17 protein-coding genes are annotated in these 24,915 nt (G+C 67.9%); 9 read left to right on the top strand and 8 right to left on the bottom strand.

The features are described 5' to 3' along the window. The 3 genes from VFW45_18130 to VFW45_18120 all read right to left on the bottom strand — a co-directional run. Positions 1-831, bottom strand: an 831-nt coding sequence (locus tag VFW45_18130; GenBank protein HEU5182711.1) for a uracil-DNA glycosylase family protein, incomplete at its 3' end; no start/stop codon positions are given. Continuing rightward, on the bottom strand, positions 828-2,147 hold the full coding sequence (locus tag VFW45_18125; GenBank protein ID HEU5182710.1) for an MFS transporter: 1,320 nt from the start codon (positions 2,145-2,147) through the stop codon (positions 828-830). The genes VFW45_18130 and VFW45_18125, both read right to left, overlap by 4 nt. Further along, on the bottom strand, positions 2,144-3,460 hold the full coding sequence (locus VFW45_18120) for a 1-acyl-sn-glycerol-3-phosphate acyltransferase (GenBank protein HEU5182709.1): 1,317 nt from the start codon (positions 3,458-3,460) through the stop codon (positions 2,144-2,146). Before VFW45_18120 ends, VFW45_18125 begins: the two co-directional genes overlap by 4 nt. Before the next feature lie 115 nt (positions 3,461-3,575). Here VFW45_18120 and VFW45_18115 point away from each other — a divergent pair, with 115 nt between their 5' ends. Beyond that, a complete protein-coding gene (locus VFW45_18115; GenBank protein HEU5182708.1) occupies positions 3,576-3,839 on the top strand; it encodes a 4Fe-4S binding protein in 264 nt (87 codons plus the stop codon). Positions 3,840-3,848: 9 nt separating this feature from the next. Here the strand turns inward: VFW45_18115 and VFW45_18110 are convergent, their stop codons facing one another. Both VFW45_18110 and VFW45_18105 read right to left on the bottom strand, forming a co-directional pair. Further along, the gene (locus VFW45_18110) at positions 3,849-4,310 is read right to left on the bottom strand and encodes a CBS domain-containing protein (GenBank protein ID HEU5182707.1); all 462 of its coding nucleotides are present in this window, start codon (positions 4,308-4,310) and stop codon (positions 3,849-3,851) included. Between the two features lie 143 nt (positions 4,311-4,453). Continuing rightward, complete coding sequence (locus VFW45_18105) at positions 4,454-5,020, bottom strand: carboxypeptidase-like regulatory domain-containing protein (GenBank protein ID HEU5182706.1); 567 nt, start codon at positions 5,018-5,020, stop codon at positions 4,454-4,456. A gap of 347 nt (positions 5,021-5,367) precedes the next feature. Here VFW45_18105 and VFW45_18100 point away from each other — a divergent pair, with 347 nt between their 5' ends. From VFW45_18100 to VFW45_18080, 5 genes are all read left to right on the top strand, one after another. After that, a complete protein-coding gene (locus VFW45_18100; protein HEU5182705.1) occupies positions 5,368-9,195 on the top strand; it encodes a tetratricopeptide repeat protein in 3,828 nt (1,275 codons plus the stop codon). Between the two features lie 9 nt (positions 9,196-9,204). Next, positions 9,205-11,277, top strand: a complete 2,073-nt coding sequence (locus VFW45_18095; GenBank protein ID HEU5182704.1) for a tetratricopeptide repeat protein — start codon at positions 9,205-9,207, stop codon at positions 11,275-11,277. After that, entirely contained in the window at positions 11,274-11,648 is a 375-nt protein-coding gene (locus tag VFW45_18090; GenBank protein ID HEU5182703.1) for a hypothetical protein, read from the top strand. Before VFW45_18095 ends, VFW45_18090 begins: the two co-directional genes overlap by 4 nt. A 124-nt stretch (positions 11,649-11,772) precedes the next feature. Then, positions 11,773-12,612, top strand: a complete 840-nt coding sequence (locus VFW45_18085; GenBank protein HEU5182702.1) for a DUF1189 family protein — start codon at positions 11,773-11,775, stop codon at positions 12,610-12,612. Then, a complete protein-coding gene (locus tag VFW45_18080) occupies positions 12,605-13,579 on the top strand; it encodes a threonine/serine dehydratase (GenBank protein HEU5182701.1) in 975 nt (324 codons plus the stop codon). Before VFW45_18085 ends, VFW45_18080 begins: the two co-directional genes overlap by 8 nt. A 28-nt stretch (positions 13,580-13,607) precedes the next feature. Here VFW45_18080 and VFW45_18075 read toward each other — a convergent pair whose 3' ends face one another. Both VFW45_18075 and VFW45_18070 read right to left on the bottom strand, forming a co-directional pair. Beyond that, entirely contained in the window at positions 13,608-17,066 is a 3,459-nt protein-coding gene (locus tag VFW45_18075; protein ID HEU5182700.1) for a UvrD-helicase domain-containing protein, read from the bottom strand. After that, on the bottom strand, positions 17,063-20,116 hold the full coding sequence (locus VFW45_18070) for a PD-(D/E)XK nuclease family protein (protein ID HEU5182699.1): 3,054 nt from the start codon (positions 20,114-20,116) through the stop codon (positions 17,063-17,065). The genes VFW45_18075 and VFW45_18070 overlap by 4 nt, the downstream gene beginning before the upstream one ends. Positions 20,117-20,238: 122 nt before the next feature. Here VFW45_18070 and VFW45_18065 point away from each other — a divergent pair, with 122 nt between their 5' ends. Then, positions 20,239-21,594, top strand: coding sequence for an amidohydrolase (locus VFW45_18065; GenBank protein ID HEU5182698.1), 1,356 nt, complete (start codon positions 20,239-20,241; stop codon positions 21,592-21,594). Then, positions 21,594-22,964 carry an amidohydrolase gene (locus VFW45_18060; protein ID HEU5182697.1) on the top strand — a complete coding sequence of 457 codons (1,371 nt, stop codon included), beginning with the start codon at positions 21,594-21,596 and terminating at the stop codon, positions 22,962-22,964. The genes VFW45_18065 and VFW45_18060 overlap by 1 nt, the downstream gene beginning before the upstream one ends. Positions 22,965-23,287: 323 nt before the next feature. On the opposite strand, the gene amrS is transcribed toward VFW45_18060, so the two are convergent. Beyond that, positions 23,288-24,361: an AmmeMemoRadiSam system radical SAM enzyme gene (gene amrS, locus VFW45_18055; protein ID HEU5182696.1), complete on the bottom strand. Its 1,074-nt coding sequence runs from the start codon at positions 24,359-24,361 to the stop codon at positions 23,288-23,290. A gap of 203 nt (positions 24,362-24,564) precedes the next feature. Here amrS and VFW45_18050 point away from each other — a divergent pair. Next, on the top strand, positions 24,565-24,915 hold a 351-nt coding region (locus VFW45_18050), incomplete at its 3' end, for an arginine decarboxylase, pyruvoyl-dependent (protein HEU5182695.1).

The following is a 24,915-nucleotide window of genomic DNA, read 5'->3' as shown; positions in this document are numbered from 1 at the left end:
GGGCGACCGACGGAACCGGAGGATTCTGCGCATCACTGTCCCCGACGATGACGACGCGCGTTCGCTGCGGGAGCCCAGCGATTCCAGCAGCCCGCGGGCCCACAGCTCGGGCACGGCCCGGGCCGGATGTCTCCAGGCCAGAACCTTCCCTTCTCCGAGACGCCCCGTAAGACCCGAACCCAGACAACCCTGCACGTCCTTGCCCAGCAGCACGACGCCGCGGGGCTTCGCCGCGGCGATGGCCTCGAGGGCCGATTCCCCACGCTGCGCCTCGACGGCCCGGCACAGACGCGCCGCCCGCGGTGACGCGCCAATGCGCCGCCGGATTGCGGCGCCGAGATCGGCCGGCGTCCGGTTCTTCCCCGTCCGATCCATGAACAGCAGCGGGCAGGAGTTCGCGACTCCCACGCGGCGCCATCCCTCCTCTGCCGAGCCCCACCCCGTCTCCAGGAAACGATAGACGCGCACCGCGGAAGATTCGAACTCGCGGGTGAGGAAAGGCCTCAGGCTCCTCGGAGCCAGGCCGGGGACGCGGGGCACCCTGCCCCGCTCCCGCAGTTTTTGCTCCAGGCGCGGCAGGCACCGCCGCAGACGACGCACGTCGGTGAAAGGAATTCCGGTCTGTCCCATTCCATAGGGTCCCGGGTTCAGGCCGAACAGCAGGATCGGCCTCTCGCGCAGCGGATAAGCCTCGCGGAACAGCCGGTGCCAGGGGGCTCCGTAGCGTCCGGGATTCCAGACCCGCCATCCGGTCGCAGCCGCGATTCGGGGCGACAGCCTTTCCCAGGCATTCGATGATCGCCCCCAGGCGCGCAGCCAGGCTCCGTTCACCGGGGCGGACCCGCAGGCCGGGCACCGCCCCCTTGGGCGATGCGATCCAGATCTCCGGGAAGGAAGCGTGCGCCACGCAGCAGCAGAGCTCCCGAGATTCCCATCGCCGCCACCGCCAGGAGGATGCCGCCCTGAAGCGACGATCGGTCCGAAACGGCGCCGATGAGGAAAGGAGACGGAGCATCGCCGAGGAGATGGATGATGACGATGTTGGCCGCCACCGCCGTGGAGCGCAAGTGCGTCGGCGAGACGCTGACGATTACGGCGTTGAGGAGACCGGTATTGATGAAAAGGAAGAAGACCGCGGCCGCCAGGCAGGGGATGAAAACGATGCGCTGCGGCGAGGCGATGGCCGCCAGCGAGAAAGGAATCCCCGCCAGGACCCCCAGTCCCGACAGGAGGAGGTAGGCACGCCGCGTCCTCTTCATGAGCCAGTCCCCCGCGTAGCCTCCTGCCAGCGTCCCAACGAAACCCGCTCCCGCCACGATGAGACCGGTGACATGGTTCGACTCCTCGAACGACAGCTTCTTGATCGTCTCCAGGTAGCGCGGCAGCCAGAAGGCCATGCCTCCTATCGCAAAGGTCAGGGCGGCATAGCCCAGGTTCGTGTAGAGGTAAGACCGGCTTCGGATCAGCTCGACATAGGAGCGCACGACCTCCTGAATTCTCTTCCGGTAGGAGAAGCCTTCCTCAGCCGGCAGGCGCGCCTCCTCGAGGGGCATCTCGGCGTCCATCGCCCCCCGCACCGGCTCGCGCAGGAACAGGATCGGCAGCGCCAACGCTGCTCCCGGCAGGCCCACCAGCAGGAAACAGAACCGCCACCCGTGGCTTTCCCCCAGCGATCCCGCGAGCAGGTAGGCGAGCGCCGCCCCCGCCGGGATGGTGACGAAGAAGATCGCCATGACCCGCGCCCGCTTCGCGACCGGGAAGCAATCGGCCAGGAAGGGGGGCGAGATCGTTCCGAACGAAGCCTCGCCGATTCCCACCAGGCCGCGGGAGAGCAGCAGCACCGGGTAGCTGCGCGCGAAGGCCGCTCCGGCTGTTGCCAGGCTCCATAGGACGGCGCCGAGCGCGAGGATGGCTCTTCTCGGATACCGATCCCCCAGATATCCGAAAACCGGCGCGGTGATGAGGTACACGAGGAAGAACAGGGTCCCGAACAAGCCGAACTGCGCATCGCTGATGGCGAAATCGCGCCGCACCAGCGAGCCGACCGAGGCGATGATGTAGCGGTCCACGTAATCGAGCAGATTGAGAGTGGTCAGGAGGAAAAGAACGTAGCGCGCGTAGCTCGGGGAAATGGCGGAAGGCTTCATCGCAGGCTCGCCGCCTCCAGGGGATAGCGGCGCATCAGCCTCGCGATGGTCTCCACGATCTCGCGGCGCTGGGCGCGCATCTTTTCGAGGGCCTTGCCCGATCTCAGGGCCAGCGCCAGCGCGCCGATTGCCTCGCCGATCCGGTGGCGCTCCTCGGCCACGCGCAGCGCGGCCCAGCCGCACAACGGCAGGAACCCGACCCCCAGCAGGGCCGTGCGCCATCCACCCCGCAGGAGCAGGAGCGCGGCCGCGATGGCGTAGGTCAGCGCGAAGAGAATCACTCCGGCGGTCACCTTGTAGGTCGCCGCCATGTCGGGATGGCGATTGAAGCGGCGCTCCAGCTCTCCGGAGATGCGATAGGCGGGATAGTGGACCACGAATCCCACCGCCGCGAAGGGAAAGACCAGGAGGCTGACCAGAAGGCTCGAAGCCAGGAAGCGCGCCGCGCGCACGGGGGCCCCTGCGAGCTCCACCTGCGATTCCTCGAGACCGAAGCGGCGGAACTGGCGGCGGTAGATCTCCCAGCGGCGGCGGATCCCCGCCACGGCCTGCGGGTCCTTCTCACGGTAGTAGCGATAGGCCTGGATGAAGCGCTTCAGGGAGGCCGCTTCGGCCGACAGCGATTCCTCGCGCCTTCCGAAGAACATCGAGCGGACATCGCGCAGGAAGCGCAGCTCTTCCCAGGAATCGAGGTCGGGGACGAGATCGGCCAGGGCCGCTTCGATCCGCCGGGTGAGCGTCTTGACGCCGGACGGCTGGGGCTCGCCCGCATCCCCCGTGTCCACCTCGCGGCCGAAGGCCACCAGGACCCGCGAGCGAAAGACCGCTTTCGCTTCGTAATTGATCCCGGCGGGGATGACCCTGGGGGGCGCGCCGACAACCGCCGCGCGGAAGAAGATGCGCGCCGCTCCGGTACGCAGCGCGCGGAGCTTCGGCTCGTCGTGGCTGACACCCTCCGGGAAGAGACAGACCACGCCGCCCTGTACCAGCATGCGCCCACAGGCATCCATCGTCTCCTCGTTCCGGGCGGTAAGCTCCGGAGCCTCGTGCCTGCGGTACACCGGCAGGCCTCCGATGCGCCGCAGGAAGAAGCCGAGCACCGGCACCTTGAAGAGAGTGTGCTTCGCCAGAAAGGTGATGGGGCGCGGGACCAGGATCAGCAGGAGCAGCGGATCCACCAGCGCGTTGCCGTGGTTGGCGACCAGCAGGACGCCTCCCTCCCGCGGGAAGCGCTCGCTCCCCGGGGCCTCGATGCGGCGGTACATGACGTGCAGGCAGAAGGAGAGGAAGGCGCGCAAGATCCGGTAGAGCATGCGGGTCCTCCCGGAAGGGACGCATTATATCCGCGGGCCTCACCCGCGAGGTTTGCCGCCTGCGAGTGGGGCGCTATAATCCGCTCCTCCGCACGCCTTCCGGAGGAAGTTTCCCTTGGCCTACGTCATCACGCAACCCTGCATCGGGGTGAAGGAGGGGGCTTGCGTCGCGGTCTGTCCGGTGGACTGCATCCATCTCGGGAAAGATCAGCGCTTCATCGACCCGAACGTCTGCATCGACTGCGGCGCCTGCGAGCCGGAGTGCCCGGTGGAAGCGATCTTCGAGGCGGAGCATGTCCCGGAACCATGGAAGCGCTTCGTCCGGAAGAACGCTGATTTTTTCAGGAAGCCGCGCCCGGCGGCGCACCGAGGAAGATGAGCGCCGGAATCACCCGGAGAGGGTGGCTTTCCCGGCGGCGATGATCTTGCAGAGGTCGAGGGCCGAGACGATGCCGCTCAGCTTTCCGTTCCGGGTGATCGGGATGCGATGGATGCGACGCTCCCACATCGTCCGGCAGAGCTGCTCCACCTCGGTCTCCTCGTCGGCGGAGATGACTTCGCGGGTCATGATGTCCCCCACCCGGCGCGGCCCGGTGTCGCTGTCGGCGATGGAGGCGAACCCGCGCTGGAACAGGTCCTTGATGTCCCGGGGGGGCCGGATCTCGTCGTTCAGGCGTCCCTTGCGGAAAATCACGTCGTCCTGAGAGACGATTCCCACCAGCCGGCCCGCTTCGTCGACCACCGGCGCGCCGTTGATGTTGTCGCGGCGCAGCGTCTCGCACAGCTCCTCGATGGTGGTCTGCGGCAGGCAGGTGATCGGATCGCGCGTCATGATCTCCTTGGCCTTCATGCATCCTCCGGAAGTCCCGTCCTCAGGGCCGTTACATTAGCCCCACGGTCCAAGGGCCGTCAAGGCGCCGTTGCCGTCCGGCCCGGAAATACGAAAGCCCGGCGGGGCCGGGCCTTCGCTGCATGACTTTACCGTGATTCCGACTAGGGAGTGCTCTGGCTGGGCGGCTGAGCGACTCCCTCGCTGTCGCCCGCGATCGAATCGGCCAGCAGGCCCAGAACTATGGCTCCAGCGCCCAGCCCCACTGCGACGCCCCAGCCGCTGCGCCAGAAGCCGCCATCCTTCTTCTTTTCGCCTTCGGCGGGGGGCTTCTTCTCTTCCGGTTTTTTGTCCTCGGGCTTGGTCTCGGGCGGCTTCTCGGCCGGCGGCTGCGCCGGGGGCGGCTCCTGCGGCGGAGGGTTCTCGGCCGGCGGCGGGTTGTCGGGCGGGGGCGGATTCGGATCATCCTGCCGGGTCTGGCCCGGCTTGAGCGCCAGGGAGAACAGCGTCTTGCGTCCCTGGATGACCGGGATCTCGGAGGAGTTCACGTACAGCCCTTCGCTCGCGGCGACCGCCACCTGGTACTTCCCGGAAGGCAGCGCCTCGAAAGCATAGCGTCCGGAGCGATCCGTCTGTCCGGAAGCGAAGGTCTGCGAAGTGGAGAGGTTCGCGACCTTGACCACCACTCCGCTGCGCGGGGTCACGCCGTCGGGAAGAAAGATCCTCCCCATGAGGGTTCCAGCGGGGGGCCGCGCGGTCTGGCCGAGACAAACGGGAATGCCACTCAACGAGAACATCAGCGCCGCCGCAGCCAAGCGACTACCTAGCCCCGCACTCGAACGCATTGCTCCTCCTTCTTCTTCGAGAGAGATCTCTTCCGGCGGAAAAGCACTTCCTTATTAAAAAAGTGGGGTCACTATAACTGGCAGCCGATCCCCTCGTCAAGCCTCGGCTAAGTGCCACATGCGTCTTGAAATCCGCGCTCCCATCCCTATATTTCCCTTGGCCCGGGGAGCCCCCGCTCCCTCGCGGGCCGGCTCTAAGTTAATGACGGGGATAGCTTTAGGAAAACCGTCGCATGAAGCTGCCCGAAGTCTCCCTTCTCAAGAGCCTGACTCAGGGGCCATTGGAGAAGGCGCGCGCGCTCGCCGCCGAGGGTAGGCTCGACAAGGCGATCGCGACGCTCGAAGCCGGCCTCGCAAAGCAGCCCGATCACGAAGGAATGCTCCTCGAGCTCTCCCGCTGCCTGCTCGCCGCCTCCCGCGAGACCGACGCGGGAGAGTGCCTGAAGCGGATCCTCCGGAAGAACCCGCGCCGCATCGATACCGTCCTCGAGTTCATCGAGGAGGTCAAGATGAAGCACGCCTCGGTGGGCTCTTACTACGAGGCCGTGGTGGAGCACTTCATCCGCATGGAGGACTTCGCCAAGGCGATGGGCACCATGGAGCGCATCTCCGCGGAAGAGCTGCGCGTCTATCATGGGCGGCACCTCGCCAAGTGGGACGCGGTGAAGAAGAACGCCCCACAGGCGAAGCTGACCAAGACCTCGCTCCATTCCGCCTATTTCGTCACCCTCGCCCTGGAGCGCGTCGGCGACTCGGTCAAGGCGGCCGAGGCATACCGCCGCATCCTGGAAAAGAACCCCGAGGAGGCGGACCGCGTCTGCTCCCGCCTGGAAACGATCCTCTCGCGCGACTACCAGAACCTGCCGCTGCGCTTTGCGCTGGTGGACCTCCTGCTCAAATCGGGGAAGCTGGCCGAATCGCTCAAGCACCTGGAGCATTCCCTGGAAGCCGATGCGGCGGCCGCCGCGGCCAACGTAGCGGCGCGCGTCGACCTGATCGCCAGGAAGCTGCCCGGGCGACCCGAGGTGCTCTGGCTGCTCGCCCAGGCGCGCCGGGCGGAGGGGAAGTTCGCGGAGATGCTGCAGGCACTCGACGCGCTCCAGAAGCTGGGATCGCTGCGCGCCGAGTCGATTGCCCTGCTCGAGGAGCTGACCCCGAAGATGGACGACTTTCCGCCGCTTCGTCTGGCGCTGGCGGATGCCTACCTCGCCTCCGGCAAGCCGGTGCTGGCCGTGGAGGCGGTCCTCCTCGCCTCGGAGAAGATCGGTGACGAGGCCACCGTGGCGGCGCTCCAGAAGGTGGCGCAAGCGCAGCCGCAGCACGCGCGAACCTATCTCCTGCTGGGTGATCTCGATTTCAAGGCGGGACGCGGCGCCGAAGGCGTGGCCCGCTACGAGAAGGTCCTGCAGCTCTCCCCGGAAGACGGTCCCATCCTGGTCCCCAAGCTTCTCGCCCTGCTCGATGCCGGGAGCTGCGTTATCCCCGTCTCCCAGGCCCTGGCCCGGATCTACCTGCGCGAGGGGGAGCGCACGAAGGCGGCGCTCCTGCTGCGCTATCGTCTCGCCAGGGATCCCGGCGCCGCGGCGGAGGTGATGGCCCGGGCGAAAGAGGCTCTGGCGGCCGAGCCGGCGCACGTCGGCTGCGGCCTCGCGCTGGCCGAGGCCCACCTTGCGGCCGGCTCGCCTCTCGAGGCGCTGCCGGCGCTGGAAGGTATCCTGTCGAGCGCCCGCGCTCCGGCGCCCGAGGCCCTGCGCTGCCTGTCGCGCATCGCGCGCTCCTCCCCCGAAGGGGCCGCCGGCTCGCTGCCGCTGCTGCGCAAGGTCGCCACTCTGGAGGGAATACCGGCCGCGGCGGCACGCTTCGCGCTGGGTGAGGCGGCGCTGCTCTCCGGCGCGCTGGGTGAGGCGGTGTCGGCTTTCCGGGAGCTGGCGGCGGCCGCTCCCGAGCGGCTGGACGACGTGCGGCAGATCTTCGAAACCCTGCTGGCGGGACACCCCGAGATGGTGGAAGTGCGCTACGTCCTGGCGGGGCTGTGCCTGGATCAGAAAAACTATCGGGCGGCGGTGTACGAGCTTAAGAAGATCCAATCGCTCAACCCCGACCTGCTGTCGCCGATCCTGGCCAAGTACCGCGAGGCGGTCAAGGCCACGCCGAACGACATCGAGATCCGGCTGGGACTCTCCTCGGCGCTTCTGCTTTCGGGCCAGCTGGACGAGGTTTCGAGCCTCGCCGCGGAGACGCTGCGCCTGAAGGACGATTCGAGCACCGCCTGCCTGCAGCTGGATCTCGGGGACGTGGCGCTGCAGAAAGGCGATCCGACCGCGGCGGTGAAGCGCTACTACAACGCGAGCCGAAAAGATCCGGGTCTCGGCGCCGAGGCAGCTCAGCGCCTCGACCGCCTGCTGGATCTGCAGCCCAATTTCCCCCTCGCCTCGCTCGCCCTCGGGAAGATCCTCCCCGGCGTCGGCCGGGTCGAAGAGGGAGTCTCGAGGCTGCTCGAGGCGTTCCGGAACGACAACCGGATCTCCGAAGGGGTCCTCACCGAGCTGGACCGGATCCGCGCCGAGTTCCCTGTCTCCCCGCACGCCGCCGAGGCACGGATCGAAATCCTGTGCACGCTCGGCAAGGACGCCCAGGCGGTCGAGGCGATCCAGAACCTGCTCGAGGGGAGGCCCGCCAGCGCGCGCTCCCTGCTGCCTCGGCTGCAGACGATTCTGGAGCGCTCACCGCGCCTGTCGGCCGCGCACCTGGCGATGGGACGGACCCAGGGGATTCTGGGGGAGATTGCTCTCGCCTCCGAGGCTTGTCGCAGCGCCTGCCGCGTGGAGCGCGCCATCGCTCCGCAGGTCATCCGCCTCTGCTCCGAGCTCGGAGCTGCCCATCCCAAGGCGATCGGACCTTACCTGGTGATGGCGGAGATCTATCTCGCCGACGACGAGACGGCCGCTGCCGTCGAGAAGCTGTCACAGGCCGCGGCCCGCGGCGATGGGCCTCTCGACGATGTGCTCGCCTTGCTCGAGACGACCGTCGCCAAGGACTCCGGGTCGGCCAGGGTGGCGTTTCTGGCCGCGGAGATCCTGGCGAAGGCAGGCCGCTCGGCGGCGGCCGCCCGCGCCTATCGCAAGGCCCTGGGGCGCGACGCAGGACTGGTCGAGCCGGCGCTGAAGGGATTGAACGCCCTCGTCGAGAAGGATCCGAGGCAGGGAGAGGTGCGGCTGATCCGGGCCCAGGCCCTGATCCTGCAGCAGGACGACGAGGCGGCGCTGGAGGACCTCGAGGTCGCGGCCCGCAGCGGAGGGGCGCTGCTCTCCGAGACGATTGTCGAGGCGCGCAAGCTCCACGAGCGCAAGCCCGGGGGCTACCGCCTCGTCTCGCTTCTCTCCGAGATGCTCCTCGCGGCGCAGCGGCAGGGGGAAGCGGCCGACTTTCTCTCTGCGAGCCTGAAGCGCTCTTTCGAGCCGGGAGAGCGCCTGGTGCTGCTGGTCCGCCTCTGGCGGGCGCGCCTCTCCCGGGGCGAGACCGCCGAGGCCCGGGAGGCGCTGCGCGAGGCCGAGAGTCTGACGACGGATCGCGATCATCTCATGGCCCGCGTCCACGAATGCATCCTCTCGCAGCTGCGGCGCGAGATCGCGACGCTGCAGGAGGCTTCCGCCTCCGCCGAGCCGTGCGTCGCCGACCGGGTCCGGCTGGCCGAGACGCTGCTGGAGCTGGGAGAAGCGGGCGAGGCGGCGGCGGTGGCGGCCGCGCATGCCGACCAGCTCGACGAGCCTTCCCTGCGGCGCATCCATGCCGGGGTCGCGGCCCAGCAGGAGGACTATTTCCGGGCCGCGGAGCTGCTCAAAGGTCTGGGTCCCAGCCGGGTTCTCGCGCATGCCGCGCTGCGCTCGGGCGATGCGCAGCTGGCCTGCCGCACCCTGGAGGAGATGGCCGGCTCCTCCACCGATCCCGAAATCCAGGACGCGCTGCGTCGCGCCTACACCCGCCTGGTCACCGTTGAGCTGGAGCCCGGGAGCGCCAAGCTCATGGGCGAGACGATCCTTCGATTCGGCCGGAATTCCTAGGAGTCCGACATGGAAGACACTTCATTCCCTTTCCCCCCCGGCGGCGCCACTGACGACGAGACGAAGCGGCACAACAACCTGCGCCGCGACATCCTGACCTCCCTGCTCGAGGTGGATCAGTCGATCAAGGGGCTCGAGCACAGCCTCGGCGGCAGGATCCGGCAGATCGAGGATCGGCTGCAGGAGCCGCGCCAAGAGGGGTCCGGGGCCGGCGCGCGCTGCGATTTCGATCCCGCCGCGACGACTGCCTGGGCCCTCAAGATTCTGCAGGAGAACCTCTCCCCCATTGCCTCGGGTCTGGCTTCGGTGCATTCCACGCTGCGCTCGCTCGAGGGGCGCGACAACGAGGCGCAAGGTCTGGAAGCGCTGCGCCGCGACCTTGCTCCGCTGCACGACGCATTGCCGGCGCTGCAGCGGGACGCCGAGATGGTACGGGTCGCCGTGGCGGAGCTGCAGGGAGCTTCGCCGGTCCTGCAGGCGCAGGGCGAGTCGATAGGCACTGCGGCCGGCGAGCTGGCCGCCGGACTTCTGTCCCTCCAGGAGGGCTTCGGCCGGCTGGAAGGGAAATTCGGCAAATCCCAGGATGCCTTCGCTCCGATCGGGGAGGACATCGCCCAGCTGAAAGACTGGCTGCTGGCGCTGCGCGAGGCAGTCACTCCGCTGCGCGAGGCCGCCGGGAAGCTGGTGCAGGAAACCCGCCAGGAGATCGCCCCGCTCAAGGACGAGATCCGGGCCGTCTCCGGCTCGGCGCGCCTGGTGCAGGAGACCCTGATCGCGCTCAAGGAAATGATTGCCCCGATCCAGGGGACTTCGCTCGAGGCCGCGAAAGGCTCGCACGCCATCGCGGGGGAGATCACGACGCTGCGCGGTGAGCTGCAGGCGGCGCGCGCCGCCCTCGACGAGTCGCGGGCCGCCCTTCCCAGGCTGGAAGAAGAGGTCAAGCGCCTGCGCGCCTTCTCGACTTCCGTGGAGGATCGGCTCTCCGGATTGAAGGATGCGATCGTTCCGCTGCGTGACCTCGCGTCGCAGACCGCCTCCGCCGCCCAGTCAGGGGCCGCCGGGCTCGCCGCGCTGCGCGAGGAGACGCGCTCCCTGCCCTCCACGCTGCGCACCGCGCGCGAGGAGCTCGAAGCCGCGCTGCGGACCATGAAAGGGGAGATCGAGGTCGGAGTGCGAACCGCGCGCGCGGAGATTGAGACGGAGCTGCGCCGCCAGACCGAGGCCCACGCCGAATTGCAGCGGGAGATCGGCGGCAAGGTGATGGAGGAAATCTCCCTGGTCCTGACCGAGGTGCGGCGCGCCGCCTCGCAGCCCGAGGCGCTGGCGGGGCTCGCCCGAGAGCTCGCGGACGTCCGCACGGCGCAGAAAGAGGCCGCCAAGAGCCTGGGCGCGCTGCGCGACCTGGTGGAGCAGAACCCTTCCGCCGAGCTGACCCTGTCGGCAATCCAACAGATCCAGCAGCAGACCGACTCCTCCACCGCCGGGATCGCGCGATTGGAGGAGATCGTCCAGGGCGGGGACGAGACGCTGCGCCGGATGCGCGAGTCGAACGACAGCGTCGTGAAGGCCTTCGAGGGGTACCATCGGGCGGCCCGCGAGGAAGAGCAGCGCCTGCGCCGGAAAACCGGCCAGGATCACAACAATCGCGGCGTCATCCTCTACTACCGCGGGGCCCTCGAAGCCTCCGAGAAGAGCTTCCGCCAGGCGCTGGAAGTCGACCCGCGCTATGCCGAGGCCTGGAACAACCTGGGGCTGGTGCTGTCGCGCCGGGGCCAGGCGGATGACGCCGCCGCCGCCTTCCAGAAGGCGATCGAGATCGACCCGCAGATGGGCGAGGTGTACAACAACCTCGGCTTCCTGTACCACACCTCGCTGCAGTACGACCGCGCCCTGGAGATGTTCAACCGGGCGCTGCAGAACAGCTCCGATGCCGCGGTCGCCTACACCAACCTGGGGAATACCTACTACAAGCTCAGCAAGCACGAGCAGGCGATCCAATCCTGGAAGCGCGCGCTCGAGCTCGATCCTCTCAATGAGAATGCCCGGCGCTGCCTGCGCATGTACCAGCAGGAGAGCGCATGAAGAGTCACCTGGAGCTCTTCCGGCGCCTGGAACGGGAGGTCCGCCTCTCCGGGGAGAAGCTTCCCATCGACGCCTTCCTGCCCGCGCCCGACTCGCTGCCCACCGAGTTCCCGGATCCTCCTCTCTCTCAAGCTCCGGTCGAGTCGCGCGACCTGGGCGGAGGGTACGAGAACGAGGAGCAGCGTCGCGAGGAACGACGCCGGCTGCGGCGGGTCAGGAAGGCGGCGCCTCCACCCGCCGACGCGAAGCCGCTCAAGCTGGAGGACGAGATCCAGGAGTTCATGAACCGCGACCGCAAGGAAGGCGCCAAGCCGGAAGAGATCAAGGACTTTCTCGGCGGCTTCGATCCCTCGGAGATTCCCGAGGGCTGAAGCCTCTCTCCCAACAGAAGCGGCCTCAGGGCCGGAGCTTGTTCCGGGACCGCACCCTTCGCCATCTGGTACCATCCGCTCCATCGGACGCGCCGGGGAGTGAGCGGGCCTTCCGGAGGATTCCATGAGGCGCTTCGGATTGTTCCATCCGATCTGGATGTCGTTCTACTCGCGCGCCCTGTACCGCGACGTGGCCCAGAACTGGAGAGGGACCGGGTTCCTCTACCTCCTGGTGCTCCTCGCCTTGTCCTGGATCCATCCCATCGTGCAGCTGCACCATCGCGTCGGCGGGATGATCGCAACACTCGGCCCCGCGGTCCTGGCTCAGGTGCCCACCATCTCGATCCATCAGGGCGAAGTGTCGATCCAGGAGCCGCAGCCCTACGTGGTCTCGGTGCCCGGCAGCGCCACGCCCATCCTGGTCATCGATACGACCGGCCGGACGACTCCGGAGAACACCGATGCGTTCCTTCTGCTCACCCGACGCCAGGTGGTGGCCCGCAAGAGCCCGCACGAAACCCGCACGTACGACCTGGCGGGCATCCAGGACCTGACGATCGACAAGAACAGCGTGGCATCCCTTCTGAATCTCGGCCGGCGCTACCTGGCCCCGGTCTCCTATCCCGCAGCGCTCATCGGCTCCTACGTCTACCGCATCCTGCAGGTCCTCATCTACGCCGCGATCGGCATGGCCTTTGCGAGCCTTCTGAAGGCTCCTCTCGAGTTCCCCGAGCTGCTCCGGCTCGCGAGTATCGCCGTGACGCCGGCGATCGTCGCCGATACGTTGCGCGGGATCCTGGAAATAGAATCAAGCTATATCTGGTGGCTCGTCTGCTTTCTCCTGTCGATGGGCTATCTGATGTTCGCCGTGCAGGCGAACTCGGCGGCCGAGCCCGGAGTGCCGGATAGCGACGCCGGTGTCCGGCGGGTGCCGGGGCCCCGCGTGGAGGACCGTCTTGGCTGAGCGGGACGTTTTATCCAAAGGCGCTTTCGAGAAAGCTTTCGCGGTGGTCCGCGAGCAGGCACATCGGACTCCGGTTTTGCGCTGCCGCACCCTTTCACGCCTCGCCGGGCTGGACCTCTTGCTGAAGTGCGAGAATCTTCAGCGCGTCGGAGCCTTCAAGTTCCGCGGCGCCTGCGCCATGCTGGCCATGCTGACTCCCGAGGAGCGCGCCCGCGGGGTGATCACCTATTCCTCCGGGAACCACGCTCAGGCGGTGGCTCTGGCCTCGAGCCTGGCCGGGACTCGTGCTCTCATCGTCATGCCGGAGGATGCGGCCGGGGTGAAGCTGGCCGCCACGAAGGGCTACGGGGCCGAGATCCTCCAGCATGGACGTACGCCGCAGCAGCGGCAGGCCCTGGCGCTGCAGCTCGCCTCCGAGCGGGGCCTCACGATGGTTCCCCCTTACGAGGACCCCCGCATCCTGCTGGGTCAGGGAACGGTGCTGCTGGAGCTGCTCGAGCAGGAGCCGGAGGTGGAGGTGATTCTGGTACCGGTGGGGGGCGGTGGCCTGCTGGGCGGGATCTGCGCCGCTGCACGCCTGTTCCGGCCCGCGCTGGAAATCTACGGGGTCGAGCCGGAGGTGGCCGACGACTGGTACCAGTCGATTGCGGCGGGAGAAATCCGGCGGATCGCGACGGCCGACACGATCGCCGACGGATTGCGCAGTCTGGAGCCGGGGAAAGTACCCTTCCCGATCGTCCGGGAGGTGGTGCGCGGCATCCTGCGGGTGAGCGAGGCGGAGATCCGCCGGGCCATGCTCCTGCTGCTGACGCGCGCCAAGATTGTTGCGGAGCCTTCCGGCGCGGTTTCGGTCGCCGGCGCGCTGGTCCACGCACCCCGATTCGCGGGGCGGCGCGTGGCCTCCATCGTCTCCGGCGGCAACGTCGAGCCCGCGCTTCTCGCTTCCCTCGCTTCCGAGACGGTCTGATCCCGCGGCACTGCGAAGCCGGATTTTCCTATCCCGCCGCGCGCGGTATCCGGTCGGTCACTCCCGGACAGTAGAGCTGCCGGTAGCCGCACGCGAAGCAGTGCCGGGCGGGAGATTCCGGAAAAGCCTCCCTCTGCTGCGCGCTGAAGAAATCTGCGATGGCGCGCTCCGCCTCCAGCAGCTCGGCCTCGCCGATGGGGACATCGAAGACAACGTCGGGATGGAGGAAATAGAGGCAGGCGCGGACGGGAAGCCGTCCAAAGAGTTCGGCCGCTGCCAGCGCATAGATGCGCAGCTGCAGCCCATAGTCGGCTGCTTTCTCGGCGACCTCCGCGCTGCGTATCCGGCTGGTCTTGTAGTCGACGAGCGTGATTTCCCCGTCGGGGGCGCGCAGGACCAGGTCGATCTGCCCGCGCAGCGTCGAGCCGTGCCGCGCCATGGCGAAGGGAATCTCCTTTTGCGCCTCGCCGGCGGCCGCCCGCCGTCCCAGCGGGCTGCGCCGGAAAGTCTCCACCTGGCGCCGCGCCTCTTCCCGGTCCCGCGGCCCTAGAGCGGACAGCAAGTCTTCCAGGGCGGCTCCATTCCCCTCGGACGCGAGGATCCGGTGAACGCGGTCTCCCAGGACCTCCGCCGGGACCTCGTCGTCCTTGAGGACGGCATCATCGGCAAGTGCGGCAAGCTCCTCTGCTTCGCTCGCCTCACTCGCCTCTCCGGCGTTGCGGCGGCGGGATCCCTGAGGAGCTCCGAGACGGTAACGCAGATGGTAGCGTCGCGGACAGAGGGAATGCTGTACGATTTCGCTCGCCGTCGTCACGAAGGGGGTCGCATCGGCAGGCGGGGAGGACAGGCCGGTCCGCCGCAGAATCTCCCGCGACAAAGCACCCTCACCGGAATCTCCGAGGCCAGGACCCAGCGCCTCTCCTTCTTCCAGCGCGCTGCGCCGCTCGCCGGCCAGCGAGACGAACGACGCCCCTCCCTCGGTCGCGGCATCTCCCTGGGAGAAGCGCAGGCGCGGGTCATCACGCAGGGCGTTCTCGCCGCCCAGCGCCTCGAGGATCGATTTCATCCAGGAGCCCTCGCCCTGCTCGTCCGGCACCGACCAGCCGCTCAGGATCAGATGCTCGCGCGCCCGCGTGACGCCCACGTAGAGGAGACGGTTCTCCTCCCGCTGCTGTGCCTCCTTATCGAGCGCCTCCAGGCGCTCCGTCCCGGCCGGCTTCAGGGATCGGCGGCCCGAGGCGGGATCGTAGAACGACCATCCGAAGCCCTCCCCGCGCCGGAACGTCCCCTCCTGGCGCGCCAGATGCTCGCCGCGCCCCAGGTCGGCGAGGGCGACGAGCGGGAACTCCAGCCCTTTGGCCGCATGGATCGTCATCAGACGCACCGTGTCGTCCTGAGACGACTCCACCATCGCCTCTGATTCGCGCGTCTCCTCGCTCTGGTACTCCTCCAGCAGCTCCGGCAGCGGCAGCCGGGCCGCGTCGCCCCCCGTCTCCCAGCGGCGGACCAGGTCCAGGAGCTTGCCCAGGTTGGCGAAGCGGCGCCGTCCGTTGAAGTGCAGCAACGCGTCGAGCGCCAGGGGGGTGCGCGACAGCAACGATTGCAGGCGCCGCCAGAGGGGCGCGCTGCGGCGGCCGCGGATCTCCTCCAGCAGGAGACGGGACGCTTCGATGCGCCGACGGGAATCCTCGGGAAGATCCCGGGCGCGCTCCAGGCGATCCCATAGTCGCCATCTCCTTCCTTCTCCGAGGCTGACGCGAAGCAGGTCATCGTCCGTGAGACCGCACAGCGGCGAGCGCAGCACCGCGGCGAGCGCCAGATCATCGCGCGGGTTCTCGAGGACGCGCACCAGGTTCATCAGGTCGCGCACCTCCTGGGTCCTGAAGTATCCCCTCCCCTTCTGGACGAAATAGGGAATGCGCCTCTCGGATAGGGCCCGCTCGTAGGTGCGCATCCAGGTGGTGGTGCGAAAGAGGATGGCCACATCGCCGTAGCTCAGCGCGCCGGCCGGCTCTCCGCTCCCGCTTGCCGGGCGCCGCAGCTGGCCTCCTTCCACCAGCGCCGCCAGCCTCGCCGCGAGAGCCGCCGCCTCGCGGCGCCGCGCTCCTGCGGCATCAGGCCCGTCCAGCTTCAGGATTTCCACCGAGGGACAGGCCTTGGCGAGGGCCTCGCAGGCAGTCTGCATCGGCTCGAAGGGCACGCCCCCCGCCTGCCAGAGCGGCGAGGAAAAAAGGCGGTTGGCGAATTCGACCAGCTCCGGGCGGCTCCGGAAGTTCTCCGGGAGGCTGAGCGCGCCGCCTGCCGCGGAGCTGCGTGCCCGCAGATCCTCCAGGATCGATACGTCGGCATCGCGGAAGCCGTAAATCGATTGCTTGGCATCCCCCACCACGAACAGTGCGTTGCCATCGTGGAGAAGTCGGACGATGTCGTGCTGCAGCGGATTGGTGTCCTGGAATTCGTCGAGGAACAGGTGAGTGAAGCGCGCGCGAATCCGGCGCCGGGTCGGCTCGGAGCCGGAGAGGAGATCCCGAACGCGCTGCTCCAGATCGGCGAAATCGAGGGCCGCCAGCGCGCGCTTGCGCCGTCCGTACTCTTCGTCGAAAGAGACGAGGAGATCCGCAAGATTCCGGCGGAAGGGTGCCGCGCGCTTTTCCAGCTCCCGCGCGCGCCAGTCCCACAAGGCCGCGTCGAGATCGCGCAGCGCCGAGGCCAGGCGCGGTCGGGAAGCCAGCCCCTTGAAATCGTAGAGGCGGCGCGATTCACCATAGCGCCCCGCGATCTCCCCCACCGTGCCGGCTTCCGGCAGAGCGCGCAGGCGCGCAGGCAGCTCGGAGAGACTCCGCACCATCGAAGCCTGACGGCCGGTGAGCGGCTCCTGCGCGGCGACAAGGGCCATCTCCCGCAGCGCTTCCTCGAGGCGCGCCAGGGGATCCTCCGACGCCGCGCGCGGCTCCAGCGTGGCGAGCGACAGCGGCATCCCGGCATGACGAATCTTCTCGTACAGGGAGCGCACGCAATCCGACAGGTCGGTGATGCCGGTGGCCTCGAGAAGAGCGGAGAGCTCTTTCTCGTCGCCGCCCAGCAGAACGGCGTCGGCCGCCTCGCGCATCAAGCGGACCGCCTCCATCTCCGGCAGGACGCGAAACCGCGGGTCCACGCCGGCTTCGAGCGCATGCTCGCGAAGCAGCCGCGCGCAGAACGAGTCGATGGTGGCGATGCAGGCGGATTCGATCTCGCGGCGCTCCCGGTCGCGTCCCGCCTCCTCGAAGGCGCGCGCGATGCGGTCCTTCAGCTCGGAAGCCGCTTTCTCGGTGAAGGTGATCGCCAGGATCCGCTCCACCGGGACTCCCTGTCGGAGCACCAGGCGTACGAAGCGCTCCACCAGGACGCGGGTCTTTCCCGAGCCGGCCCCGGCCGTGACGCAGATCTCCGGGAGGTCGGCTTCCACCGCCCTCTCCTGGGCGGCGGTGAGAGGCAGCCGGCTCATGGAGGACTTCCCTCGCCGCCGCCCCAGGGATCGTAGCGGCAGACGTCCGCGACCGGGCAGTTGCCGGCGCCGCAGCGCTTCACATCGAGGGGATGCGTGGCGATGTCTCCGGCACGGGCGGCGGCAATCAGCGCGATGATCCCCTCGCGGGCACGCCGCAGATAGCTTTCGAACTCCCCATCGTCCAGGCGGCGCGAGTGCTTCGGGGGATCCCACTGCTCCGCCAGGGCAGCGCGGCCGACCGCGAAGCGCCGCACCTGCCGGCGCGTCGCCAGCAGCTCGGCGCCGGCCGGCTCCAGATGCAGCACCTCCCGCAGGGCCAGCAGGTAGATGGCCAGCTGGAAGGCCGCGACCTCCTCCGCGGTCGAGGCATTGAAGGCCCTTGCGACCACGTCGGCATCGCTGTACTTGTAGTCGACCACATAGCCAAGCTTCCCCATCGCATCGACATCCACCCGATCGATCCGCCCCGACAGCCTCTCCTCACGTCCTTCCACGAAGACTTGAAGCGGCGGATGTTCGCCCTCCTTCATCCCGAAGGAGACCTCGAAGAATTTCGGACGCAGCGACCCGGCGCGCTGCCGCTCCGTCTCGAGCAGCGCGGCGAGCGCGGCGCGCAGCCGCCAGCCATCGGCGCGGCTCCTGAAAGTGCGCTGCCGCGATCGTGCCGCGGCTTCCAGGTGTCCGCGCAGCGCGTCGAAAGGATCGACCGCACCATCCGCGGCGAAATAGTCGCGCAACGTCGCGTGCAGGATGCCGCCCAGATCGGTCGCCTGCAGCTCGCGCTCCGGCAGGGGCTTGAGCCGGATCCATTGGCGCGCGAAGTGGAGATACGGGCACTGCCGGAAATCGGTCAGAGAGCTGTGGCTGAACGCCGTATCGCGCCGCGCCGCCTCCTCCCGCAGGAGCGGATCGAGCAGTCCGGCCCGCACGCCTCGCAGCGCCGCGCGCAGGCCCGAGCGAAACTCCGGATCGGTGCGCCGCAGATCGTAAAGCGACGCCGCCAGCGCCACCTCGGGCGGCGGAGCCCCGCGCGGATGGCGCGCACCGAGTCCCAGGTAAATCGCCCGATCCAGGTCCTCGGGAAGGATGATCTCTTCCGGAGGAGGCAGGACCCGGCCCGACGAGCGCTCTTCGAGCACTTTCCCCAGGGAAGCCGGATCGACCTGCTTCACCACCTCACGCAGGAAGAAGGAGGCAAGGGTCGGATTGCCGTCGGCGTCGGCCGCGGCATGCGAGATCTGCAGCCGGGAGCATGCCCGGGTAACGGCGGTATAAAAGAGGAAGGCTTCCTCCGCCTGGCGCATCCTCCGATCCGGGAAGCGGAAACCCTCGCGGTTGAGCCGGACCCGATCCTCATCATCCAGGAAAAGGTCCTCTGCGGGCGCCGGGGGGAATTCCCGCTCGAGCACGCCGGCCACGAAGAGATGCGGCACCTCCCATTGGCGAGCTTCCCGCGCATCGATGGCATTGACCGCTTCCCTCCGGCGGTCGGGGAAGCGGAAGGTTGCCACGGCCGCGGCCTCCCGCAGCTCAGCGACCATCGCCCCCAAAGGAATCGGACCTTTCGGATGCACTCCCTTCAGGGCGTCGAAAAGGGAGACGAACGCTCGCAGCGCGGCGCACTCGACGGCGTCTTCCTCTCCCGCCTCCCCGAAAGGCAGGGCGATCTCCTCGAAGCAGCCGATCCACAGCGCCGCCAGCGTCTCGCGCCCGTGTCTCCCACGGAGCCGCTCTCCGGTTCGCCGCAGCGTGTCGAGGAGAACCCCGAGGCGGGGAAGGTCCCTGGACCGGCAGCGCTGCAGCCATCCGGAGGGAGTCTCGGGTGCTCCTTCGCTTCGGATCGACTCCTCGAGGCGATCCGCTTCCTCCAGCGGCGCGCGCGCCAGAAAGCCGGAGCGCAGAAGCCGCAGCAGGACCTGCGGCTCTATCCCCTGCGCCAGGAGAATTCCCAGATCCAGGAGAAACCGCACGATCGGCCGGCCTTCCAGCGGCCGCGATCGCGACACCCGCAGCGGGATGCCGAACCGGCGGAAGGTCCCTTCGAGCAGATCGAGTGCCGGGGAAAGGTCGTGGTAGAGGACGGCGATGTCCCGCCAGGCGATTCCTTCCTCGCGCACCCGGCGGAGGATCGTCCGGGCGATGCTTTCGACTTCGCTCTCCCGGCTGGCGGCGCGCAGGATGCGCAGCGAGCCATCATCCGGGATTCCTTCCCTGGCTTCGGTAAACAGGTCCGCCTCGAGGCGAGCCAGGTGCTTCCCGGTGCGGCGGTTTCCGCGCAGGAACTGCTCTTCGAATCCCTGATCCAGAAACCACGCGCGCGTCGCGCGCGACACCTCGAAGGGAGGGTGGTCGGGATTTTCCGCATCGAAGCTGAGTGTGCAGGTCGACCCGGCGCAGCGCGCGACCAGCGCCTTCAGGATGCCGAGCTGCACGCGCGTGAAATCGTGGAACCCGTCGACCAGAAGGACCGTTTTCCCCCACCGGCTTCCTGCCTCGGCTTCCAGCCGCGCAAGCGCCCGCAGCTCCAGATCCTCCTGATCGAAGCAGGCCGCGCGCTCCAGCCGCACGGCATAGGCTTCAAAAGCCCTGGCCAGATCCCGATGGCGCGGCCCCGCCCGCTCTCCCAGGATCGCCAGGAGCCGGGAGCCCGCCTGGCGCGGCGTCAGGCCGTTCTGCTTCAGCTCCTTGAGCGCCGCGCCCAGGATTCGGCGGAAGCCCCGGGTGTCGCGGATGCGCTCGAAAGCCGGCAGGCTCTCGGATCGCAGCAGGTCGGCCAGCAGCGCGTCTTTGGCCGCTTCCCCCAGGATGCGCTCCGGAAGGACCCCGGCGAGCGCGCGGCTCAGGGTGAAGAAGGTGTGGATGAAATCGTCGCGGAAGGCGGCGAGGCCGCGGTCCAGCAGGACGCCGCGCAGGTGGTCGGCCTGGCCCTGCGTGGGCAGCAACAGAAGAGTGTCACGCCCGCGTCCCTCCCGCAGGAGAGGGACCAGCCGCTCGAGGATCGCGTGGGTCTTGCCGGAGCCAGCCCGGCCGGTCAGCAGCAGCTTCACTGCCCTTCTCGTGTGGGGGGCGTGATTGTAGCATGCCGCTTCCGACGCCGATGTTGCGGGGCCGCTTTGAAACCGGTTAGAGTGCCGCGCGTATTCAGCACCGACAGTTCCCGGGAGCCACCATGCGAAAGCTCGCCTGCGTCTTTCTTCTGTCGATCCTCGTCCTGGCGCCCGCCGGCGCCCGCGCCGCGGCTGGCTCCGCCGTGGTGATCTACGGCGGGACGCTCCTCACCGTGTCCCATGGCGAGATTTCCAAGGGCTCCATCCTCATCGTCGACGGCAAGATCCGTGAGATTGGAACGACGGTGGACGCGCCGCCGGGCGCCGAGGTGATCCTGGCGGACGGCATGTTCGTGATGCCCGGCATCGTCGACACGCATTCGCACATCGGCGTCTACTCCTGGCCCGAGGTCGAGGCCAACTCCGACGGCAACGAGATGACCGATCCGGTGCAGGCCGGGGTTCGCGCCATGGACGCCGTGAATCTCGAAGATCCGGCCATCCTGCGGGCCCTGGCGGGCGGCGTCACGACCATCCAGATCCTTCCGGGCAGCGGCAACGTCATCGGCGGGGAGTCGATCACGGTCAAGCTCCGACCCGGCGCAACGATGGACGAGATGATCTTCGCCGGAGCGCCGCGCGGGCTGAAGATGGCGCTGGGCGAGAATCCCAAGCGCGTCTACGGCGATCGCAACAAGCTCCCCTCCACGCGCATGGGGAACATCTACGTGATGCGCAACGCCTTCCAGCAGGCGAAGGAATACCGCGCCAAGTGGGACGCCTGGGAGAAGAAGCCGGCGGCCGATCGCGGCACCCCTCCGGAGAGGGACCTGAAGCTGGAGACCCTGGCCGACGTTTTGGCCGGGAAGGTGCGGGTCCACGTGCATAGCTACCGCAAGGACGAGATCGAGGCCCTCTTCCGCGTGGCCGACGAGTTCGGCTTCAAAATCGCCTCGCTGCAGCATGGCCTGGAGGCCTACAAGATCGCCGACGAAGTCGCGCGCCGCGACATCGGCGTGGCAACCTTCGCCCATTGGTGGGGCTACAAGTACGAAGCCTGGGACGGAATTCCTCACAACGCCGGCCTCCTGGCGGAGCACGGCGTGAAGGTCGCAATCCATTCCGATTCCGCCGATCTGATCCAGCGCCTCTACACCGAGGCGGCGGTGGCGATGCATTACGGGCTGAAGCGCGAGGATGCGCTGAAGGCACTCACCTTGAACCCGGCCTGGATGCTGGGCCTGGACGGGCGCATTGGCAGCCTCGACGTCGGCAAGGACGCCGACATCGCCATCTTCTCGAAGGACCCTTTCGACGTCTACACCCGGGTGGAGAAGACGCTGGTGGACGGCAAGCTCGTCTACGACCGATCGAAGGCTCCGCCGCCGGCGGTCAACGCGAGTGCTCCGCCCAGCCCGGCGCCCGCCCTGACCGTCACGTCCGGGCCGGACATCACGGCTCCCGCGGGAGGACGATGATGTCCCGACCTCTTGCACGCATCGCCCTCGCAGGCCCTGCCATGGCGATGGCTCTCATTTCCGGCGGACTTGCTTCCGGCGCCCAGACGTCGAAGACGCCTCCCACCGCTTCCCCTTCGGCCGCTCCGGTGGCGATCCTGGGCGGGAAGGTCTTCCCCGTCTCGGGCCCGGCCGTGGAGGGCGCCACCGTGCTGCTCCGGGACGGAAAGATCGAGGCGATCGGGAAGAGTGTCTCGATTCCCGCCGACGCGACGCGCATCGACGCCGAGGGCATGTGGGTCCTGCCGGGGATGATCGATTCACGCACGCACCTGGGAATCTGGGAAGTCGATCTCGATCGGACCACCCGCGACGAGGACGAGCGCTCCGATCCGGTCTCGCCGCAGATGCGCGTCATCGACGCCTTCTACGACGAGAGTGAGAACATTCCGGTCACGCGCCAGATGGGAATCACCTCCGCGCTGGTCACCCCGGGCGAGGACAACCTGGTCAACGGCCAGAGCGCGCTGGTGGATCTCTCCGGCGAGGACCTGGATCAGGTGTTGGTGAAGTTCCCGGTCGGAATGCACTTCAGCCTGGGCGAGCCGCCGAAGGCGCGTTACGGCGCCCGCACGCAGCTTCCCTCCACCCGCATGGGGAACGCCGCCCTGATCCGGGCCAGCTTCCTGAAGGCCAAGGATTACCTGAGCAAGTGGGACACCTTCGAGCACAAGAAGCTGGAGTGCGACACGAGCAAGGGAAAGTCGAAGGGGAAAAAAGAAGACAAATGCCCGCCTGAGCCGCTGGCTCGCGACCTGGAGATGGAGGCGCTCGCCGGCGTCCTCAAGGGGGAGACCCCGGCAATCTTCCGCGCGCAGCGGATGGACGACATCCTCACGGCGATCCGGCTGGCCGAAGAGTTCAAGATCAGAATGGTCCTGAGCCACGGGGCCGAGGCCTACAAGATCGCCTCGCTGCTGGCCGTCAAGAAGATCCCGGTGCTGGTCGGTCCCATCACCACGCAGCCCAGCGCGATCGAGACCCTCGGCGCGATCTATGAGAACGCCGCCCTGCTGGCCGACGCCGGGGTGAAGATCGCCATTCAGACCGACCGGACCAACGACGCGCGGACCCTTCCCTGGGAAGCCGGGCTGGCCGTGGCTTACGGCCTGCCCTGGGACACGGCGCTGCGGGCCGTGACCCTGTCGCCCGCCGAGATCTTCGGCGTCGCCGATCGGCTTGGCAGCCTCGAGCCGGGCAAGCGCGCCGACGTCATCGTCACCACCGGCGATCCCTTCCAGCCTCTCACGCAGGTGAAGCATCTCTTCATCCGCGGGCGCGAGCGCACGCTGCGCACGCGCCAGGACGACCTGGCCGATCGCTACCGCTGAGGATCTCTCAACGCCTTCGCTTCTCTCCGGCCCGCTGGCGTTCCACGGCACCATTCCCGATTCCATCTTGTCGACGCGGGGATTTCCCCGGTACCTCTTCGATCGAGACACACTCATCCGTCCCAGCCGGAGGATGGCCATGCTTGCAAAAACCCACGCTCAAGTAGGCACGCTGCTCTTCGGACTTCGGGGCACCTCCCTCGGGAAAGGCCGGTCCCGCTTCTCGAAGCGGCTTCGATGCGGCCGGATCTCAGGTCCGTCCTCCTGGGGGCGAAGGACGGCGACCGCGGGCCGCAGGCAGGGCAGGATATCGAGGACCGTGATCATTCCGGGAGAGCCGGATTCTTCCACACTCCCGGGACCGGGCGGCGGCAGGCGGGACAGGAGCCCGATAGCAGGCGGTTGGCCAGGATGCGATAACCGAGGCGTTCGATGAGAAGCTCGCCGCAGCCGGGGCAGCGGGTATTCTCCCAGTCGCCGACGCGCCCCGGAAGGTTTCCGGCATAGACGAACTGCAATCCGGCCTCGCGCCCGATGTCCACGGCCCGCAGCAGCGAGTCCACGGGCGTGTCGTCGGGATCGGTCATCTTGTAGTCCTTGTGGAAGGCGGTCACGTGCCACGGGATTTCCGGGGAGACCGAGGCGAGAAATCGTGCGATGTCCCTCAGCTCCTGGCTAGAATCGTTCCATCCGGGGATCACCAGCGTAACGATCTCGACCCAGAACCCCATCCCCTTCAACCGCCCAATCGTCTCCAGCACCACCTTGAGCTGGCCCCCGAGAGCGCGGTAGCTTGCCTCGCGAAACGACTTCAGATCCACCTTGTAGAGATCGACCCACGGGCGCAGGTAGGTCAGGACCTCCTCGGTCCCGTTGCCGTTGGAGATGTAAGCTCCCACCAACCCTGCCTCGCGACCCTCGCGGAACACCTCCACCGCCCATTCGCTGGTGATCAGCGGCTCGTTGTAGGTCGACGCCACCACCGGCGCCCCGGCGCGCATCGCGCGCTCCACGATCTCCCGAGCGCTTACGGGCTGCGGCCGACCCGCCGCCTTGGGATCCCGAATGCTCTGGGAGGTGAACCAGTTCTGGCAGTAGCCGCAATGGTAGTCGCACCCCAGCATGCCGAAGGAGAGGGCACTCCGTCCGGGAAGGGCGTGGAAGAAAGGCTTCTTCTCGATCGGATCGACCTGCAGGGCCCCCACGTAACCGTGGGGGACGATCAGGACACCGCCCTCGTTGCTGCGAACCTGGCAGATTCCGGCACGGCCTGGCCGGATCAGGCAGCGATGGCCGCAGGCAAAACAGGTGAGGGACCCGTCGGCGTGCTTCCGATATAGCTCCCCCTCCCGAGTCAGCCGGCTCAGCGCGTCGGCCAGGACCAGATTCCGGGGCATGCGAAGCTCCGCTATCATCCGACCGGGGACAAGTGCTATTTTACTGCAAGCAAAGGTGAATCCCTCGTTGACAACCCCCACCCTTTCCAGTATAAGTTCCCCCGTTTTTTCGATCCCCCTTCATTTCGGTGTTCCATCGCGCGACCGCGCGTCTAGGGTTTGAGTCACGCTCGTCTCACCACGAGCCTGGAGGAGCCGCTAGGATGTTCGTCTCCAAGAAAATGTTCCTGACCAAGGGGGTCGGCCGCTCGAAGGAGAAGCTCACCAGCTTCGAGCTGGCGCTGCGGGACGCCGGAATCGCACACTTCAACATCGTGCGCGTGTCGAGCATCTTCCCTCCCGGCTGCAAGATCATTCCGAAGAAGGAAGGCCTCAAGTACCTGCGGGCTGGAGAGGTGGTTTTCTGCGTCCTCTCGGAAAACGCCACCAACGAGCCGCACCGCCTCATCGCGGCTTCGACCGGGATCGCCATCCCCAGCAAGCCGGACCGCCACGGCTACCTTTCGGAGCACCATTCCTACGGAGAGACCGAGGACAAGGCGGGAGATTACGCG

The sequence above is a fragment of the Candidatus Polarisedimenticolia bacterium genome (genome assembly GCA_035764505.1).
In the GTDB taxonomy this organism is placed as follows: domain Bacteria; phylum Acidobacteriota; class Polarisedimenticolia; order Gp22-AA2; family AA152; genus AA152.
Note: the sequence above shows the minus strand (reverse complement) of the source record. Positions and strands in the feature narration are given on the sequence as shown.

Bases quoted from the DNA above. Each gene is read 5' to 3' on its own strand.
- VFW45_18125 (HEU5182710.1), bottom strand. From the start codon at position 2,147: ATGAAGCCTTCCGCCATTTCCCCGAGCTACGCGCGCTACGTTCTTTTC.
- VFW45_18120 (HEU5182709.1), bottom strand. From the start codon at position 3,460: ATGCTCTACCGGATCTTGCGCGCCTTCCTCTCCTTCTGCCTGCACGTC.
- VFW45_18110 (HEU5182707.1), bottom strand. From the start codon at position 4,310: ATGAAGGCCAAGGAGATCATGACGCGCGATCCGATCACCTGCCTGCCG.
- VFW45_18105 (HEU5182706.1), bottom strand. From the start codon at position 5,020: ATGGGGAGGATCTTTCTTCCCGACGGCGTGACCCCGCGCAGCGGAGTG.
- VFW45_18100 (HEU5182705.1), top strand. From the start codon at position 5,368: ATGAAGCTGCCCGAAGTCTCCCTTCTCAAGAGCCTGACTCAGGGGCCA.
- VFW45_18095 (HEU5182704.1), top strand. From the start codon at position 9,205: ATGGAAGACACTTCATTCCCTTTCCCCCCCGGCGGCGCCACTGACGAC.
- VFW45_18090 (HEU5182703.1), top strand. From the start codon at position 11,274: ATGAAGAGTCACCTGGAGCTCTTCCGGCGCCTGGAACGGGAGGTCCGC.
- VFW45_18085 (HEU5182702.1), top strand. From the start codon at position 11,773: ATGAGGCGCTTCGGATTGTTCCATCCGATCTGGATGTCGTTCTACTCG.
- VFW45_18075 (HEU5182700.1), bottom strand. From the start codon at position 17,066: ATGAGCCGGCTGCCTCTCACCGCCGCCCAGGAGAGGGCGGTGGAAGCC.
- VFW45_18065 (HEU5182698.1), top strand. From the start codon at position 20,239: ATGCGAAAGCTCGCCTGCGTCTTTCTTCTGTCGATCCTCGTCCTGGCG.
- VFW45_18060 (HEU5182697.1), top strand. From the start codon at position 21,594: ATGTCCCGACCTCTTGCACGCATCGCCCTCGCAGGCCCTGCCATGGCG.
- amrS (HEU5182696.1), bottom strand. From the start codon at position 24,361: ATGCCCCGGAATCTGGTCCTGGCCGACGCGCTGAGCCGGCTGACTCGG.